This is a genomic window from Nocardioides marinisabuli (genome assembly GCF_013466785.1).
GTDB lineage: Bacteria > Actinomycetota > Actinomycetes > Propionibacteriales > Nocardioidaceae > Nocardioides > Nocardioides marinisabuli.
Window position 1 is genome coordinate 2,137,124 of the sequence record NZ_CP059163.1, and the last position, 15,176, is coordinate 2,152,299.

Here is a 15,176-nt window from a genome sequence, read left to right on the forward strand (position 1 = left end):
CTGTGCGCCGGCAGGCGGGGGGAGCCTGCTCAGGCGGCTGGTTGCACCAGTCGCGGACGCACCGGGGCGCGGCGTACGACGGGGGTGGATCGTTCGCCGCGACGCAGCAGCTGGCCGACGAGGATGCCGGCGAGCAGCGAGAAGGCCGCCCACACGAGGGCAGCGAGGATGACGAGGGCAGCGGTGGTCAGCACGGGTCTCCCTGGGGGGTGGGGAACGGCTCCTGTGTCCACTGTGCGCGCGGTGCGCCGTCGTGTCTGGGGGGTCGGCGGATCGCCAGCGGTGGACTAGACCAATGATGCCCTATCGGGCTCAGAGGTGGAAGTGCGTCCTGTCAGACTCCGGGCCGCCGGCGCAGTCGCGCAGGTTGTCGTGAGCCAGGGTGGTGAGGGCCTGCTCGGCATGAGCGGGGGTGTGGCCATGGCTGAAGGCGCGACCGATGGCCACGGCGAGCGGGAGCGGCGCCAGGCACCAGACGGTGGCGGCGAGCGCGGCGACGACAAGCTCCTGCATGTGAATCCCTCCCAGGGCTCCTGACACTTCTTATGCCCACTGTTCGAGACGCCAATCACATTCGGATGGTGAAGAAATCAGGTCGTCTGGACCTGTGGGGGGTGCGTGGGCGGGGCGGACTGGAATGTGCGGCTCTGATCGGCTGTTGTGGTCCGCGTGCCTACCGGACTGTGGATCGCCCTCGCTGCCGTCGCGATCGCCCTTGCCTTCGGCGCCTACCGTGCCGCGACCGACGGTCGTTTCCGCGGGACGCACCAGGTGAGGGGAGCTGCCGGCGGCGGGTCCGCTGCGTCGGTGGGCGCTGAGGTGGGCGCTGGCTCCGATGCTCCTGCGGCGGCCGAGTCGCCCGTGCGCACCGCCTGGGACGAGGTCCTGGCGGCCCTGCCGGACGCCGAGCTGGGGGAGCGAGCCACCTTCGTGCAGTTCTCCTCCGCCTTCTGCGCCCCGTGCCGGGTCACCCGGCGCACGCTGGGCGAGGTGGTCGAGGTCGTGCCCGGCGTCGCCCACCTCGAGATCGACGCCGAGCACCACCTCGAGCTCGTACGCCGCCTCGACGTCCTGCGCACCCCCACCACCCTCATCCTCGACAGCACCGGCCACGAGGCCACCCGCGCCGCCGGCGCCCCCCGCAAGGAGACCGTGCTCGCCACCCTCGCGTCGGTCGTCGGCGACTGACCGCTGGCTGGAGCGGTGAGCTGGCAACCGTTCTGGCGTACGGGTCGGTTGCTGAGCCACCGCCGTTGAGGCCGGACGGGCATGGGCGGTGAGCTGACAACCGACCGGGCCTGACGTTCGGTTGTCAGGTCACCGCTGACGCGCATGTCGGGCAGGCCGTGGAAGCTCAGTCGTAGGAGACGAGCTGGGGTTGTGCGGTGCGGACCTGGAGGTCGTGGGCGGGGCTGGTCATGGTGACGGTGCCGTTGACGTCGCGCCAGGGGCCGGTGCCGAGGCGCCAGCGGGCGGTCCAGGTGGTGGTGAGCTGGAGGGTGACGGGGCCGGCTTGGGTGTAGCGGTGGGAGACGTAGGCGTCCGTGGGGGTGTCGGGTGTCCAGGGTTGGCCGGGGTCGGTGGTGGTCATGGTCTCGCCGTTGCCGAGGGTCCAGGTGAAGGTGGCGGGGGTGATGTCGAAGGTGATCTGGCGGCCCAGGAGCTGCACGGTCTCCTGGAACGGCTCGGCCTGGGTGTGGAGGATGGTGTCGAAGTTGACCAGGGTCTCCCCGCCGGGTGGCTGGATCTCCAGGGGTGCGTCGGGTAGCGGGATGCGGCGGAAGGCTTCGAGGATGCGACCGGGGGTCAGCACGGGGGCCGTCGCTGCGGCTGGGTCGTTAGGTTCGACGCAATACGCCCCAAGTCCGGTGTGAGTCCCACTTGCATCGATGGCTGTCACATCGTGAAGAACGCCATCGTCGCCGCACTGGAACTGGCCGGCGCAGCCGTAGGCGGTGTCCTGGACGATGCCATCGTTTGCCTGGCATAGGGCGTCGTAGACGTAGGTCGTAGTCGATGCGTTCGAGCCTGTCACGGTGGGCGCCGTGTCAGCAGTTCCGCCCGCGGGTTCGCTGCAGGTCACGGCACTGTTCCAGCTGTTCAGGCCGGCTGAGGCGGACCCGGCGCAGGAGCCTGCCGCTGAAGCGCTGCTCATCAAGGTCAGCGCTCCGCAGATGAGGGCAGACGCGAGGAGCAGGACCTTCATCCGGGGAACTCCCAAGAGTCCATGCGCCAGCCATCGTTCGTCCACACGACCGTCGCAAGAAACGTGACCGTCCCGCCTGGGAACGACTCGGGCTCGGCGGTGGCCGTCTCGAAAACCTTCTGCGGCATTTGGCGCACGCTGAGGGCCAGCTGATGTCCATCTGGCACGTCAAGGGAGGTCGGCGACGCGGATTTCAGGCGCCATCCGTCGGACTGAATGCGTCCGCCACCGGAGTACGTTTCATCCGCCAACGACACGAAGTTGGCACAGGTCTCGCACTCAGTAGTTGCAAGTTCGCGGAAGGCGACCGTCTCGCCGGTGGACTGCATCTCGTTGAAGGTGCTCAGCCAGTGCTCGACGAACGCCACGGCGCCGTCGTCAGTCTTCTCCTCCCACGGTTCCTTCTCGGCCGCGGCGCTCTCGCTCGGCGACGGGGAGGAGGTGGGAGTCGCGGTCGGGTCGGCGACCTGCGGTTCGGGGTCGTCGCCGCAGCTGGTGAGGGCGAGGACCACCGCTCCTGCGGCGGCGTACGCGAGGTGTCGTCTCATGTGTCTGCTTTCCCGAGAGAGCGCCCTCCGGGACGGGGGAGGGCGCGATGTCACGGTAAAGACCTACCCACTTCGACGCCAGGTCTCACCCACAGGCTGTGGATGGTCGAACGGCAGTCGACGAGAGGTGACGCACCACACGTCGCGACATCCTGGAAAAAATCGGCTGGAGGTAAAGGGGCTCGGCAGGGTTCTCCCTCGTGCTCCCCACCTCTACCGCCCGGCGTTTGCCGGTGCTGGCACTTGCCGCCGTGCCCGTTCTCGCCCTCCTCGTCGGGGCGTCACCGGCCTCGTCCTACGACCAAGAACGGCAGGATGGCGCCGTCGTCCAGAACCGGATCGGCGTCGTCGAGTCCGGTGAGGACTACGAGCCGCCGCTGCCGCCGGTGAGGCAGCAGGCTGCTGCGAACGCGCCCAACATCATCCTCATCACCACCGATGACCAGACGGCGTCCGACATGAAGTACTTGCCGAAGACTCGCAAGCTGCTGGGTAAGCAGGGCGCAGAGTTCACGGACGCCATCAGCCCGCACCCCTTGTGCTGCCCCGCGCGAGCCGAGATCGTGTCGGGCCAGTTCGCCCAGAACAACGGCGTGCACTCCAACGGCGGCGCCTATGGCGGCTACCGGCGACTGAAGAACCCGCACGACACGTTGCCGAAGTGGCTCTACGAGTACGGCTACCACACCGGCATGGTCGGGAAGTTCATCACGCACTGGAAGCCCAAGCGCGATGGGGTGCCCACGGGGTGGGAGTGGTTCGACGTGCCGCGCACCTCCGCGTTCGGCTACTACGACTTCAATATGTTCACCCAGGGCGTGAAGCGTCGCTACAACGACGGCGTGGCCTACTCGACGACCTACGCCACGGAGCGGACCGTCGACCTCATCCACGACTGGGCGCCCGGGGAGTCGACGAGCGCCGACGACAAGCCGTTCTTCATCTGGACCTCGTACTTCGCCCCGCACGGCGAGTGCGGGGAGAGCACCTGCAAGGTCGGGCCGACTCCCGAGAAGAAGTACCGGAGTGCGCTGAGCCGGGAGAAGGCGCCCAGCCTGTCCAAGAAGTCCTACGACGCGCCGCTGCACAGGCCCAACCGCCTGATCGCCGGCAGTGACGTCGTCCCCCGGGGGAAGACCCAGAAGTTCTTCCTGGAGCGGATCCGGTCGTTGCAGAGCGTCGACGACGGTGTCGCCGAGATCGTGGCGGCGCTGCAGGCGACGGATGAGCTGGACAAAACCTACATCGTCTTCACGTCCGACAACGGCTACCAGCTGGGGGAGCACCGCTACTCCGGGAAGATCCTCCCGTACGAGGAGTCGCTGCGCGTGCCGCTGCTGGTCCGCGGGCCGGGTGTGAAGCAGTCGCGGCCTGACGTGACCGCGACGACGGTGGACCTGGCGCCGACGATCATCGACGCGGCCGGCGCCAAGGCGGGCCGGGTCCAGGACGGACGCAGCCTGCTGCCGCTCCTGACCCGCGGGAAGAGGCCGGTCGGGGACACCGCCCTGATCCAGGCGGGAGCGAGGTCGGCGAAGGACGGCACCGGAGCCTGGATGTACCGAGGCGTGCGCACCTCGCGCTACACCTACACCAACTGGAAGGTCGCCTCGGGGCCCGGGTTCTGGGAGCTCTTCGACCGCAAGGCGGACCCGTTCCAGCTGCGCAACCTCGACGGCGATGCCCGTTACCGGAACGTGCAGCGCGAGCTGGCACGGCGGCTCAGCGTGCTGAACGGCTGCAAGGGCACCAAGGCCTGCTTCCGCGACTTCGGGCGGATGCCTGCACCTCGGGGGTGATCCAGGCCGTGGCCGCGTGGATGCTCAGTCGTAGGAGACGAGCTGGGGTTGTGCGGTGCGGACCTGGAGGTCTTGGGCGGGGCTGGTCATGGTGACGGTGCCGTTGACGTCGCGCCAGGGTCCGGTGCCGAGGCGCCAGCGTGCGGTCCAGGTGGTGGTGAGCTGGAGGGTGACGGGGCCGGCTTGGGTGTAGCGGTGGGAGACGTAGGTGTCCATGGGGGTGCCGGGTGTCCAGGGTTGGCCGGGGTCGGTGGTGGTCATGGTCTGGCCGTTGCCGAGGGTCCAGGTGAAGGTGGCGGGGGTGATGTCGAAGGTGATCTGGCGGCCCAGGAGCTGCACGGTTTCCTGGAACGGTTCGGCTTGGGTGTGGAGGATGGTGTCGAAGTTGACCAGGGTCTCTCCGCCGGGTGGCTGGATCTGCAGGGGTGCGTCGGGTAGCGGGATGCGGCGGAAGGCTTCGAGGATGCGACCGGGGGTCAGGACGGGGGCCGTTGCCGCGGCGATCGGGTCGCCAGGCTCGATGCACGTGGTCCCGACGTGCCTGATGCCTTGTGCTTCATGAGCCAGAACCTCATGGAGCAAGCCATCAGCTCCGCAGGTGAATGCGTCGCCGCAGCCGTACGCGGTCGGCTGGACTACGCCATCGTTGCGCTGGCAAAGCGGTTCGTAGGAGTAGACGAGTGGACTGGAGGTTCCGCTTCCTGATGTGGGGGCGACTGGTGATGAAGAAATGTCCGGCGTGGCCGCTTCGAACTGGGCAAGAAAAGAGTGAGTCCCGGCGTCGACCTCCGGGTTCCCCGGTTCGGCCGCCGCGGGGCTGAAGGCAGTGGTGGACAGCAGCGTCGCGACTACGAGAGCTGGAACTTTCACTGGACCAGCTCGACTTCGCTCATCGCCCAGGCGCTACCCGTCCAACGAACGTAGGCAGTGAGCGTCACTTCACTGGCCTCGTTGACACGAACCGGACTGGTTGAGCTTTCCTTCAGCTTCTGATCGGACGTCAGCACATTGACGGCGATCAACGTAGAACGCTCGGGTCCCTTCCGAGGCTCGCTGACGGATTGCACGCTCCAGGCTTGGGACTTCGAGTAGCCGCCAGATTCGTACAGCTGGTCCGTGTAGCTGGCGATGCGGTCACACGTTTGGCACTGATCGGTCGCGAGCTCTCGGAAGGCCACCGTGTCACCTGAGTTCTCGGCCTCGTTCATGACCTCGAGCCAGTGCGCGACGAACGCCACGGCACCGTCGTCAGTCTTCTCCTCCCACGGCTCCTTCTCGGCCGCAGCACTCTCGCTCGGCGACGAGGAGGAGCTAGGCGTCGAGGTCGGGTCGGCGACCTGCGGTTCGGGGTCGTCGCCGCAGCTGGTGAGGGCGAGGACCACCGCTCCGGCGGCGGCGTACGCGAGGTGTCGTCTCATGTGTCTGCTTTCCCGAGAGAGCGCCCTCCGGGACGGGGGAGGGCGCGGTGTCACGGTAAAGACCTACCCACTTCGACGCCAGGTCTCACTTGGCGCCTGTGGACGACGCCGTACGGCTCAGAGCGTGACGCTCGGCTCCAGGTAGGAGACCGCGTCCTCGACGCCGCTCTCGAGGCGGGTGATGTCGACGCGCACCATGTGCTCGATGACCTGCTCGAAGGTGACGCTGGGGGTCCAGCCGAGCTGCTCGCGCGCCTTGGTGGGGTCGCCGACGAGGTCGGCGACGTCGGCGGGCCGCATCAGCGCCGGGTCCTGGCGCAGGTGCCCCTGCCCCGACCCCAGACCCGCGGCGGCGAAGGCGACCTCGACCACCTCGGCCAGCGGGCGGGAGGTGCCGGTGGCGACGATGAAGTCCTGCGGGTCGTCGAGCTGGAGCATCCGGTGCATCGCGACGGCGTAGTCGCCCGCGAAGCCCCAGTCGCGGCGTACGTCGAGGTTGCCCAGGACCACCTCGTCGCGACGCCCCAGCGCGATCTCGGCGACCGAGCGGGTGATCTTGCGCGTCACGAACTGCTCCCCGCGCAGCGGGCTCTCGTGGTTGTACAGCGTGCCGGTGGCGGTGAAGAGGCCGTAGGACTCGCGGTAGTTGACCACGAGGTGGTGCGCGAACGACTTCGAGGTCGCGTACGGCGACCGCGGGTGGTGGGGGGTGCCCTCGGTCTGGGGCTGCTGGTCGGAGGTGCCGAACATCTCCGAGCTCGACGGCTGGAAGAATCGCGGCGCCCAGCCGTGCCGGTTGCGGAAGGCCACCAGCTCCTCGAGCATCCGCAGCACCGCCAGCCCGTTGGTCTCGGCGACCACTTCGGCGTGCCCCCACGACGCACCCACCGAGGAGAAGCCGGCCAGGTTGTAGACCTCGTCGGGCCGCAGGCCCTCGAGCACCGCCGCCCAGCCCTCGTGGTCGCGCTGGTCGAGGTCGACCAGCTGCACGCCGTCGAGGTAGGCGTAGGCCCGCCCCAGCGTCAGTGGCGCCCAGCGGCTGCCGGGGCGCAGGGTGCCGACCACGTGGTAGCCGAGCGAGCGCAGGTGCCGCGCGAGGTAGACGCCGTCCTGGCCTGCGACGCCGGTGACGAGAGCGGTGCGCGGACGACCGGCGGGAGGGGTGCTCATGGTGCGACGACCCTAGCGGCGGGCCCGGGACGGCGTCCCCGATCCTGGTGACGTACGCCGCCACCTCGGCCGACCGCCGCCCTGCGGGTGTCTCCTGGGCAGATGAGCCTGCTGCACCGAGCACCCGCGCAGACCTGTCCCCAGTGCGGCCACCCGCGGCTGGGCCCGGTGCAACGGGCGCTCGAGCCGCTGGTCTGGTCGCAGCACTGCTGCCACGTGCTGGTCGACGACCCGTGGTCCTACTACGGCGACGACGAGTGCGGCTGCTCCGGGGAGCTGCACCAACCCCGGCTGCTGGCGCACTTCAGTGCCCTGACCCACCTCGGACACCTCGGGCACCTGGGCCAACTGGGCCACTTCGGGCACCAGCGCCGCGAGGGCTGAGTGGTTACGCCTCAGCCAGTCCCTCGTGCGAGGCGCGTTCGGCGAGGTCGATGACCTCGGCGTCCTCGCGCCCGGGCATCTCGGCGTACACGCGCAGGTCGTCCTCGGGCGAGGCCTGGATCCAGATCCGGGTCGCCCCGGCGTCGGAGAGCACCTGCTCGACAGGAGAGCAGCTCGTCCTGCAGTCGCAGGTCGTTGCCGGGGTGGAGCGTGAGGATGCGCCGCCCGGCCGACTCGGTCATGTCTGGGCTAACGAGAGGGGTCGGCGCTTGTTACGCCGCAGTAACTGTCTTGGCATGTGGAACGAGTGTCCATTCAGTGAGATGCGAGGGGGGAATAGATCGCCGCTGGCTCCTATTGTCTCCTACATGACCACCACTTGGCTCACGAAGCGGCGAGCAGTCGACCACTGCCGCATGCGCTCGAGCCTGTGTCGGATGACGTGACGGCGCTGCCTTTCCTCCTGCTCCTCTGAGCACGCGCAGCGCCGTGGCCGCGGCCCCTCTGGGCCGCCGTACCAGCCAGACCGGCGACGCCATCCCAGGAGAGACATGTCCAGCACGACCACCGAGCGCCCGCAGGCGCCCGTCACCACCGCCACCCGCCCCACGACGGGCACCGGCGCCCCCGCAGGCATCGACCCGCGTGGCCCGCAGTTCGCCGCCGGCGTCACCGCGCTGGTGCTCATCGCGATCCTCGGCCTCCCGCCGGTCGCGGCCCTGGTGCTGACGATCGTCCAGGCCTCGCTCTTCGCGCTCGGCGCCGCCCGCGGCGTGCAGCACACCCCGCACTCGTGGGCCTTCAAGCGGTTCATCCGGCCGCGGCTCGGCGCCCCCGACGAGCTCGAGGACCCGGCCCCGCCGCGCTTCGCGCAGAGCGTCGGGCTGGTCTTCACCCTCGTCGCGATCGCCGGGTACGTCGCCGGGCTCACCGTCCTGGCCCAGGTCGCGATCGGCTTCGCGCTGGTCGCCGCCACCCTCAACGCCGTCTTCCGCTTCTGCCTGGGCTGCGAGATGTACCTGCTCATCAAGCGCGCTACCGCCTGACCTCCGCACCGCCTCGTCCTTCCCCGCACGACCCGACCCCGGCGGCGTACGACTGCGCCTGCCAACGAAAGGCCCGACATGACCCGCGAGAACAGCCTCGTCACCACCCAGTGGGTGGAGGAGCACGCCCACGACGACAACGTCGTCCTCATCGAGGTCGACGAGGACACCACGGCCTACGACAAGGGCCACATCGCCGGCGCCATCAAGCTCGACTGGACCACCGACCTGCAGGACCAGGTGCGCCGCGACTTCGTCAACAAGCGCCAGTTCGAGGAGCTGCTCAGCGAGCGCGGCATCTCCAACGACGACACCGTGGTGCTCTACGGCGGCAACAACAACTGGTTCGCCGCCTACGCCTACTGGTACTTCACGCTCTACGGCCACGCCGACGTCAAGCTCATGGACGGTGGCCGCAAGAAGTGGGAGCTCGACTCGCGCCCGCTGACCGACGAGGTGCCCACCCGCGAGAAGACGACGTATACCGCGACCGAGCAGGACCGCTCGATCCGCGCCTTCCGCGACGACACCGTCGCCGCGATCGGCACCCAGAACCTCATCGACGTGCGCAGCCCCGACGAGTACGCCGGCCGGCTGCTCGCCCCGGCCCACCTGCCGCAGGAGCAGGCCCAGCGCGCCGGCCACGTGCCGACCAGCCTCAACGTGCCGTGGAGCAAGAACTGCAACGACGACGGCACCTTCAAGTCCGACGAGGACCTCAAGGCGCTCTACGCCGAGGTCGGCATCGACGACTCCAAGGACACCATCGCCCTGTGCCGCATCGGTGAGCGCTCGTCGCTGACCTGGTTCGTGCTCAAGGAGCTCCTCGGCCACCAGAACGTGAAGAACTACGACGGCTCCTGGACCGAGTACGGCTCCCTGGTCGGCGTCCCGATCGCGCTCGGCGACGAGCCCGGCTCGGCCGAGGGTGACGCCTGATGTGCGGCGCGACCCAGGGCGGGCTCTCGCTCGACGGCGTCGACGTGGCCAAGGAGGCCGTGGTGCAGGGCCAGGTGCTGCGCGACGGTGAGCCCGTGGCCAGCGCCTACGTGCGCCTGCTCGACCGCACCGGCGAGTTCACCGCCGAGGTCCCCACCTCCGCCACCGGGCACTTCCGGTTCTTCGCCGGCAACGGCGAGTGGACCCTGCGCACCCTGGCCCCCAAGGCCGACCCCGTCGACCGCAAGGTCGTCGCCCAGGTCGGCCAGGTCGCCGAGGTCTCGATCAGCGTCTGAGCCACCTGGCACCCTGAGCAGCAGCGAGCCCCCGTGCAGCGGCACGGGGGCTCGCTGCGTCTCCGCCGACCCGGCGCAAACTTCGCGCTGACCCGGCCCAAATCTCGCGCCCACCCGGCCTGAACATCCCGCCGACCCGGCCCGCATCTCGCGGTGGCCGCTCCCGGTCGAAACGGGCGTGTTCAATCTTGCTGCTCGTTCAGTTATCTTGAACGCGTGGACGAATTGAACGCCTTCGGCTGGTCAGGGGATGAGTTCTGGACCGCTCTGCGAGCGGCCCTGACCGAGTGGGACGTCCACCTGGAGCCTGACGAGGAGCTGCGCGAGCGGGGCCGAGGTCACGCGTTGGTCCAGGTGGCCGACCAGCACCAGCAGTACGCCGCGGTCGTCGCGACGTCGCTGGCGGTCCGCGCCGCAGCGGCTCAGACGGGGTGGAGCGGGAGCCACAGACTGGTGGTCTCCGACAAGATCTCCCCCCGGGCAGGAGAGCTGCTGCGCCGAAGCGGCATCGACTATCTCGACCTCACCGGCGCAGCCAGCCTGCGCTTCGGCTCGGTGGTGGTGGCACTCAGCGGCTCCGGACGGCCCCCGATGCGCCTGAAGCCGCCGGCCTCGACGGAGCTGCTCGTCCTCGCTGAGCCGCGGGCCACGAACTTGTTCAGTGCTGCGCGGGCACAGGTGGTGGCGGCGCTGCTCGCCTGGCCGCAGATCGTGGCGGAGCCCGTGCGCCGGATCGCCGAGCACGCCGGTGTGTCGATCGGCTTGGTCCACGACGTGCTGAGGCTCCTCGACGAGGACGGATATCTTGCTAGGTGGGGCTCGAAGGACCTGGCGGTCGCCGACGCCTCACGACTCCTGGACGCCTGGACCGCGGCCTACCGGTCCGGCCTGCGCAAGCGGCTGCACCTCGGCTCGTTCCGCAGCGAGCTGAGCAGATGGGACCCGACTCCTCAGGGGGTGCTCGTCGGGGGCGAGATGGCGGTCCAGGACCTCATCAGTGCGGCGTCCGTGACCGTTTACGCCCACCGTCTCGACACCTCCCTGCTGGCTGGCCAGCGCATGGTCCCGACACAGGAGGGAGCGAACACCGAGGTGCTGCACCGCTTCTGGTCGGTCCCTCCAGGCGTGGACGCGACTGTCATTCCATGGCCGTTGACCTACGCGGAGCTCGCGACCTCGCCTGACGCCCGAGTCCGCGAGTCGGCCGCCACCTTCCGGGGCGTTCGTGCTGGCTGAGGGTGCCGACCTGGCAAAAATGGATCTGTCGGTCGTCGCCCCTGTCATCGGGGAGCTGGTCGAGCGGGACGCCGAGATCACGCGGTTGATGGTGGTGGGGGCGCACTGCCGCAACCTGTGGGCCCAGGCGCTGGGACGCGGAGAGGGCCTGGCGGCGACTCACGACCTGGACCTCGGCATGGCGGTCGACACCATGTCGGAGTGGGCTGCAGTGGCCCGGGGCCTGCCACGCGTCTCGAAGACCCGCTCGGGGATCGCGTTCACAGTGGCCGGTCAGCAGGTCGACCTGATGCCGTTCGGTGAGGGAGTCGAGCAGCCGAGCGGCACCGTCGAACCGCCGAGTCGTCCGGGCGAGCCGTTCAGCGTGCTCGGCTTCGAGGATGTCTTCGCCGCAGGAGTCTCTCTGCCCCTCGAGTCAGGTGCGGGCTCGCTGAGGGTGCCGACGCCGGAGGGGCTTTGCGTCCTCAAGATCGCGGCGTTCCACGATCGTCGGCCGGCAGTGACCAAGGACGCGCAGGACCTGGCACTGGTGCTGAGCTGGTATGTCGATTCCGACTCTGTGCGCGAACACGTCTACACCTCGGAGCACAGTCTTCTCGAGGAGGCCGATTGGCGGCCGGATGTGGCGGCTGCGGCCCTCTGCGGCCGGACGATGCGACGCATTCTCTCGTCTGCCGCCTTGCCGCTGCTGCTCGGGCAGTGGGAGGTGAGCCGTGAGGCGGCACGAGAAGTCGTGTGGCACAGCAGGCAGCTGACGGGAGATCGTGATCACATCGCTGCCCTGGTCACCGCACTCGACCGTGGGCTCCACGACGACCGCTGATCGCGGCGTACCGACTGGCCGGGTGCGGAAGTGACTGGTCGATGGTGCAGAAGTGACTGCTCGGCGGGGTGTGCGGCGGTGGGGGAGCGGGTAAAGAGGGGTCGTGCCCGACGAGACCCCGACGGACCCCGCTGCCACCGACCCGTTCTGGGCGCCGGTACGCCGCCGGCACCCCGACGTCGACATCGTCCTGCTCCCGCCGGAGTCCCCCGAGCAGCCGACGTCCGAGGAGCCCGCACCCGAAGCGACCGAGCCGGTCGACCCGGCCGAGCTCGAGGAGCTCGCCGGCGACCTGGTCAGCGCCCTGTGGCGGGCGGCGGTCGGCGACACCGACCCGACCGAGCGCGAGCAGCGCTGGGTCCAGGACCGCGTGCAGACCACCTGGACCCACGAGACCGGTGACCCGGTCGACCCCGCCACCGCGCAGGCCGTCGTACGCCGCCTGGATGACGTCCTGGAGCAGGCCGGGTACGACGTGCTCGCGCCCCCCGACGGGCTGCCCCGCGTGCAGGCCGGGAAGCCCGACGGGCTGAGCCGCGCCGAGGTGCTGCTGCTCGTGGTGCCGGAGGCCGGGCGGCTGGTGCTGCGGCACCGCTCCGGCGCGTGGCCGGTGGCTCCGTGAGCGGGGTGGGCCAGTGAGCCAGATGGGGCTGGAGTACAACGCGCTGCGCGCCGGCAGCGAGCGCTGGTCGAGCCTGGGCGAGCTGCTGGAGGAGACCGCCAGGGACTTCGGCAGCGCCCCCACCGCCGGCCTCGCGCCGGAGGTGCAGGGCGCGGCGCGGGCGTTCCTGAGCGCCTGGGAGGGCTACGCGGGGGAGAGCGCCGCGATCGTCGAGGGCTTCTCGACCGCGCTGGAGGAGGTCGCGGCCCGCACCGCCGCCACCGACAGCCACACCCGGGGCGAGATGGACGCCCTCGACAGCCGCCTCGGGCCGGCCCGATGACCACGATCACCGTCCCGGCCTCCGAGCCGGAGATCCGCGAGCCCGAGGGCAGCCCGGCCGGCGCCGACCAGCTCGCCGAGCGGCTCTTCACCGCGGTCGGTCGCTACGACGAGGTCGCCACCGAGGCCGGCCACCTCCAGTCGCTGCAGGGCTGGTGGGGCGAGGCCTACGACGCCTACCGCGGGGCCGCCTCCCGCGCCGGCGACGAGCACGACGCGATGGCCACCACGCTGCGCCGGGTGGCACGGGCGGTGACGGCGTACGCCGACGACCTGCGCGCCCACCAGGGCGTCGCCGACGACCTGGTGAGCCGCAAGGGCGAGCTCGACGCCGACCGCAGCGGCCTGGTCGCCGACATCAACGCGATCACCGACGCGACCCCGCAGGACGTCGAGGTGCTGCGCGCCCGCGCCGCCGACCTGCGCCTGGCCTACCGGCGCCTCGTCGAGGACCACGCCGACCTGCAGCGCGCGGTGCGGGAGAACGAGCAGCGGCTGCGCCAGGCGTTCGAAGCGGGCACCAGCCTGCGCGACGCGCTCTCGGCGACCGGTGGCGCCAGCGACACCGCCGTCGAGGCGATGAACCGGCCCGGGGCGCCCGGCAGCGGCGCGAGCCCCAGCGAGGTGCAGCGCTGGTGGGCCGGGTTGAGCGAGGCGCAGCAGCAGGCCGCGCTGGCGGCGTACCCCAGCCTGCTCGGCCAGGCCGACGGCCTGCCGGCGTCGGTGCGCGACGAGGCCAACCGCCTGCTGCTCGACGACGACCTGGCCACGCTGGCCGCCCAGCGCGACGACGACACCCTGAGCCCCGAGGAGGCGCAGCGCCTGGCCAACGCCGAGGCCACCCAGGAGGCGCTGACCGACGCCGACGGGTTCGAGGACCCGACCACCGGTGAACGCCCGGGTGGGCGGCTGTGGCTCTACGACCCGGGTGCCTTCGACGGCGACGGGCGGGTCGCGGTGGCGATCGGCGACCTCGACACCGCCGCCGACGTCGCGGTGTCGATCCCGGGCATCACCACCGAGACCACCGACGTGGCCGTGGGTGTCAGCGACGCGATCAACCTCTACGAGGCGACCCGCTTCAACGGCGACGGCTCGAGCGTGGCCACCATGTTCTGGCTGGGCTACGACACCCCCGAGGGCGCCATCGACCTCGACACCATCACGCGCGGGCGCGCCGAGGACGGCGGCGAGCGGCTCGCCGACGCCATCGACGGCCTGCGCGCCTCCCGCCCGGGTGAAGCCGCGCACCTGACCGTGATCGGCCACAGCTACGGCTCGACCACCACGTCGTACGCCGCCACCGACCACGCCCTAGCCGTCGACGACGTCGCCCTGATCGGCAGCCCCGGCGCCGGCCCGGCCGACACCGCCGACGACCTCAGCCCCGGCGAGGGCAACGTGTGGGTGGGGCGCAACAGCCGCGATGCGGTGGGGTTCTTCGGCGACGAGGGCTGGTGGCACAACCCCGGCGGGCTGGGCGTCGACCCGTCGTCGGAGGACTTCGACGCGAACCGCTTCGAGGCCGAGTCGGTGCTGCGCAGTGACCACCGCAGCTTCGCCGACCACAGCCGCTACTACGACCACGACTCCGAGTCGCTCTACAACCTCGGGCGCATCGTCGACGGCCAGCACGACGCGGTCAACGCGGGTGACCAGACCTACGACCCGTGGTGGCGCTGGGCCGACGACCCCGAGGGCGAGCGCGAGCCGTCCACCTGGGTGCCCGGGCGATCCGAGACGAGGGCCGAGCCGTGAGGCGGCTCGCGATGGTCGCGTTCGGCCTGGCCCTGGTGACGGCCGCCGGGTGCGGCGAGGGGCCCGCGGCGGACGAGCCGTCCGAGCAGACGGCGGTCGCGGAGCTCGAGTCGCTGGCCGATGACGTGATCAGCACCGGGGGAGAGGTCGTCGACATCTTGGAGGCCGCCGGGCTCGAGGTGGCCCGGGCCGGTGGCAAGGGCGACTACTGCCAGTCGACGCCCCGCCCCGGCTTCACCTTCGCGCTCGGCGGCGCGCTCGCCGAGGGCCCCGGGGGCGCGGCGTACGACGGCCAGTTCACGGCGGCGCGCAACGCGCTGGTCGACGACGGCTGGGAGGTCGACGACGAGGGCGAGGTGGCCCGCACCGGCCAGCAGCAGCCCGAGGCGTGGGCCAACCTGCTGCGCGACGACTGGCGGCTCACCCTGCGTCGCGACCCGCTCGAGGGGTCCGACGCCCTCGTCTTCGCCCTCACCGGCCTCGACGCCTGCATCCGCATCCCCGACACCACCACCCGCGTCCCCGAGGACCTCGAGGAGGTGCCGCTCGTGGGGCCGGGGGCGCAGCAGTGATGCGCCGGGCGGGGCGGGCCGTGGCCCTCGCGCTCCTG

The 15,176-nt window shown here is 70.6% G+C and carries 20 protein-coding genes; 12 read left to right on the forward strand and 8 right to left on the reverse strand.

The features are described 5' to 3' along the window. Positions 1 to 29 precede the first annotated feature (29 nt). Both H0S66_RS10200 and H0S66_RS10205 read right to left on the reverse strand, forming a co-directional pair. Positions 30 to 194, reverse strand: coding sequence for a hypothetical protein (locus tag H0S66_RS10200; protein ID WP_179615287.1), 165 nt, complete (start codon positions 192 to 194; stop codon positions 30 to 32). A gap of 118 nt (positions 195 to 312) precedes the next feature. After that, positions 313 to 513, reverse strand: a complete 201-nt coding sequence (locus tag H0S66_RS10205; protein WP_179615288.1) for a hypothetical protein — start codon at positions 511 to 513, stop codon at positions 313 to 315. Positions 514 to 807: 294 nt separating this feature from the next. On the opposite strand from H0S66_RS10205, the gene H0S66_RS10210 reads away from it, so the two are divergent. Further along, the gene (locus H0S66_RS10210) at positions 808 to 1,188 is read left to right on the forward strand and encodes a TlpA family protein disulfide reductase (protein ID WP_258016854.1); all 381 of its coding nucleotides are present in this window, start codon (positions 808 to 810) and stop codon (positions 1,186 to 1,188) included. Positions 1,189 to 1,354: 166 nt separating this feature from the next. Here the strand turns inward: H0S66_RS10210 and H0S66_RS10215 are convergent, their stop codons facing one another. Further along, positions 1,355 to 1,813: a hypothetical protein gene (locus tag H0S66_RS10215; protein WP_179615290.1), complete on the reverse strand. Its 459-nt coding sequence runs from the start codon at positions 1,811 to 1,813 to the stop codon at positions 1,355 to 1,357. A gap of 389 nt (positions 1,814 to 2,202) precedes the next feature. Beyond that, positions 2,203 to 2,718, reverse strand: a complete 516-nt coding sequence (locus H0S66_RS10220) for a DUF6318 family protein (RefSeq protein ID WP_179615291.1) — start codon at positions 2,716 to 2,718, stop codon at positions 2,203 to 2,205. 236 nt (positions 2,719 to 2,954) lie between these two features. On the opposite strand from H0S66_RS10220, the gene H0S66_RS10225 reads away from it, so the two are divergent. After that, the gene (locus tag H0S66_RS10225; protein ID WP_179615292.1) at positions 2,955 to 4,553 is read left to right on the forward strand and encodes a sulfatase family protein; all 1,599 of its coding nucleotides are present in this window, start codon (positions 2,955 to 2,957) and stop codon (positions 4,551 to 4,553) included. 24 nt (positions 4,554 to 4,577) lie between these two features. Here H0S66_RS10225 and H0S66_RS10230 read toward each other — a convergent pair whose 3' ends face one another. The 3 genes from H0S66_RS10230 to H0S66_RS10240 all read right to left on the reverse strand — a co-directional run bounded on the left by H0S66_RS10230 (position 4,578) and on the right by H0S66_RS10240 (position 7,141). Beyond that, a complete protein-coding gene (locus H0S66_RS10230) occupies positions 4,578 to 5,423 on the reverse strand; it encodes a hypothetical protein (protein WP_179615293.1) in 846 nt (281 codons plus the stop codon). Continuing rightward, positions 5,420 to 5,971, reverse strand: coding sequence for a DUF6318 family protein (locus H0S66_RS10235; RefSeq protein ID WP_179615294.1), 552 nt, complete (start codon positions 5,969 to 5,971; stop codon positions 5,420 to 5,422). The genes H0S66_RS10230 and H0S66_RS10235 overlap by 4 nt, the downstream gene beginning before the upstream one ends. A gap of 117 nt (positions 5,972 to 6,088) precedes the next feature. Further along, positions 6,089 to 7,141, reverse strand: coding sequence for a GDP-mannose 4,6-dehydratase (locus H0S66_RS10240; protein WP_179615295.1), 1,053 nt, complete (start codon positions 7,139 to 7,141; stop codon positions 6,089 to 6,091). Between the two features lie 102 nt (positions 7,142 to 7,243). On the opposite strand from H0S66_RS10240, the gene H0S66_RS10245 reads away from it, so the two are divergent. After that, on the forward strand, positions 7,244 to 7,525 hold the full coding sequence (locus tag H0S66_RS10245; protein ID WP_179615296.1) for a hypothetical protein: 282 nt from the start codon (positions 7,244 to 7,246) through the stop codon (positions 7,523 to 7,525). A 4-nt stretch (positions 7,526 to 7,529) separates the two neighbouring features. Here H0S66_RS10245 and H0S66_RS10250 read toward each other — a convergent pair whose 3' ends face one another. Beyond that, complete coding sequence (locus H0S66_RS10250; RefSeq protein WP_180923562.1) at positions 7,530 to 7,679, reverse strand: hypothetical protein; 150 nt, start codon at positions 7,677 to 7,679, stop codon at positions 7,530 to 7,532. A 397-nt stretch (positions 7,680 to 8,076) separates the two neighbouring features. On the opposite strand from H0S66_RS10250, the gene H0S66_RS10255 reads away from it, so the two are divergent. From H0S66_RS10255 to H0S66_RS10295, 9 genes are all read left to right on the forward strand, one after another. Next, positions 8,077 to 8,571: a DUF4395 domain-containing protein gene (locus H0S66_RS10255; protein WP_179615298.1), complete on the forward strand. Its 495-nt coding sequence runs from the start codon at positions 8,077 to 8,079 to the stop codon at positions 8,569 to 8,571. Between the two features lie 78 nt (positions 8,572 to 8,649). Further along, positions 8,650 to 9,510 carry a sulfurtransferase gene (locus H0S66_RS10260; protein ID WP_179615299.1) on the forward strand — a complete coding sequence of 287 codons (861 nt, stop codon included), beginning with the start codon at positions 8,650 to 8,652 and terminating at the stop codon, positions 9,508 to 9,510. After that, a complete protein-coding gene (locus tag H0S66_RS10265; RefSeq protein WP_179615300.1) occupies positions 9,510 to 9,806 on the forward strand; it encodes a DUF1416 domain-containing protein in 297 nt (98 codons plus the stop codon). The genes H0S66_RS10260 and H0S66_RS10265 overlap by 1 nt, the downstream gene beginning before the upstream one ends. A gap of 216 nt (positions 9,807 to 10,022) precedes the next feature. Continuing rightward, complete coding sequence (locus H0S66_RS10270) at positions 10,023 to 11,042, forward strand: type IV toxin-antitoxin system AbiEi family antitoxin (RefSeq protein WP_180923564.1); 1,020 nt, start codon at positions 10,023 to 10,025, stop codon at positions 11,040 to 11,042. Then, on the forward strand, positions 11,032 to 11,865 hold the full coding sequence (locus tag H0S66_RS10275) for a hypothetical protein (protein ID WP_179615302.1): 834 nt from the start codon (positions 11,032 to 11,034) through the stop codon (positions 11,863 to 11,865). Before H0S66_RS10270 ends, H0S66_RS10275 begins: the two co-directional genes overlap by 11 nt. Positions 11,866 to 11,968: 103 nt before the next feature. Further along, positions 11,969 to 12,487, forward strand: a complete 519-nt coding sequence (locus tag H0S66_RS10280) for a hypothetical protein (protein ID WP_179615303.1) — start codon at positions 11,969 to 11,971, stop codon at positions 12,485 to 12,487. A gap of 13 nt (positions 12,488 to 12,500) precedes the next feature. Next, complete coding sequence (locus H0S66_RS10285; protein ID WP_179615304.1) at positions 12,501 to 12,809, forward strand: hypothetical protein; 309 nt, start codon at positions 12,501 to 12,503, stop codon at positions 12,807 to 12,809. After that, positions 12,806 to 14,566 carry an alpha/beta hydrolase gene (locus tag H0S66_RS10290; protein WP_179615305.1) on the forward strand — a complete coding sequence of 587 codons (1,761 nt, stop codon included), beginning with the start codon at positions 12,806 to 12,808 and terminating at the stop codon, positions 14,564 to 14,566. The genes H0S66_RS10285 and H0S66_RS10290 overlap by 4 nt, the downstream gene beginning before the upstream one ends. Further along, the gene (locus H0S66_RS10295; protein ID WP_179615306.1) at positions 14,563 to 15,138 is read left to right on the forward strand and encodes a hypothetical protein; all 576 of its coding nucleotides are present in this window, start codon (positions 14,563 to 14,565) and stop codon (positions 15,136 to 15,138) included. The genes H0S66_RS10290 and H0S66_RS10295 overlap by 4 nt, the downstream gene beginning before the upstream one ends. Positions 15,139 to 15,176: the final 38 nt, after the last annotated feature.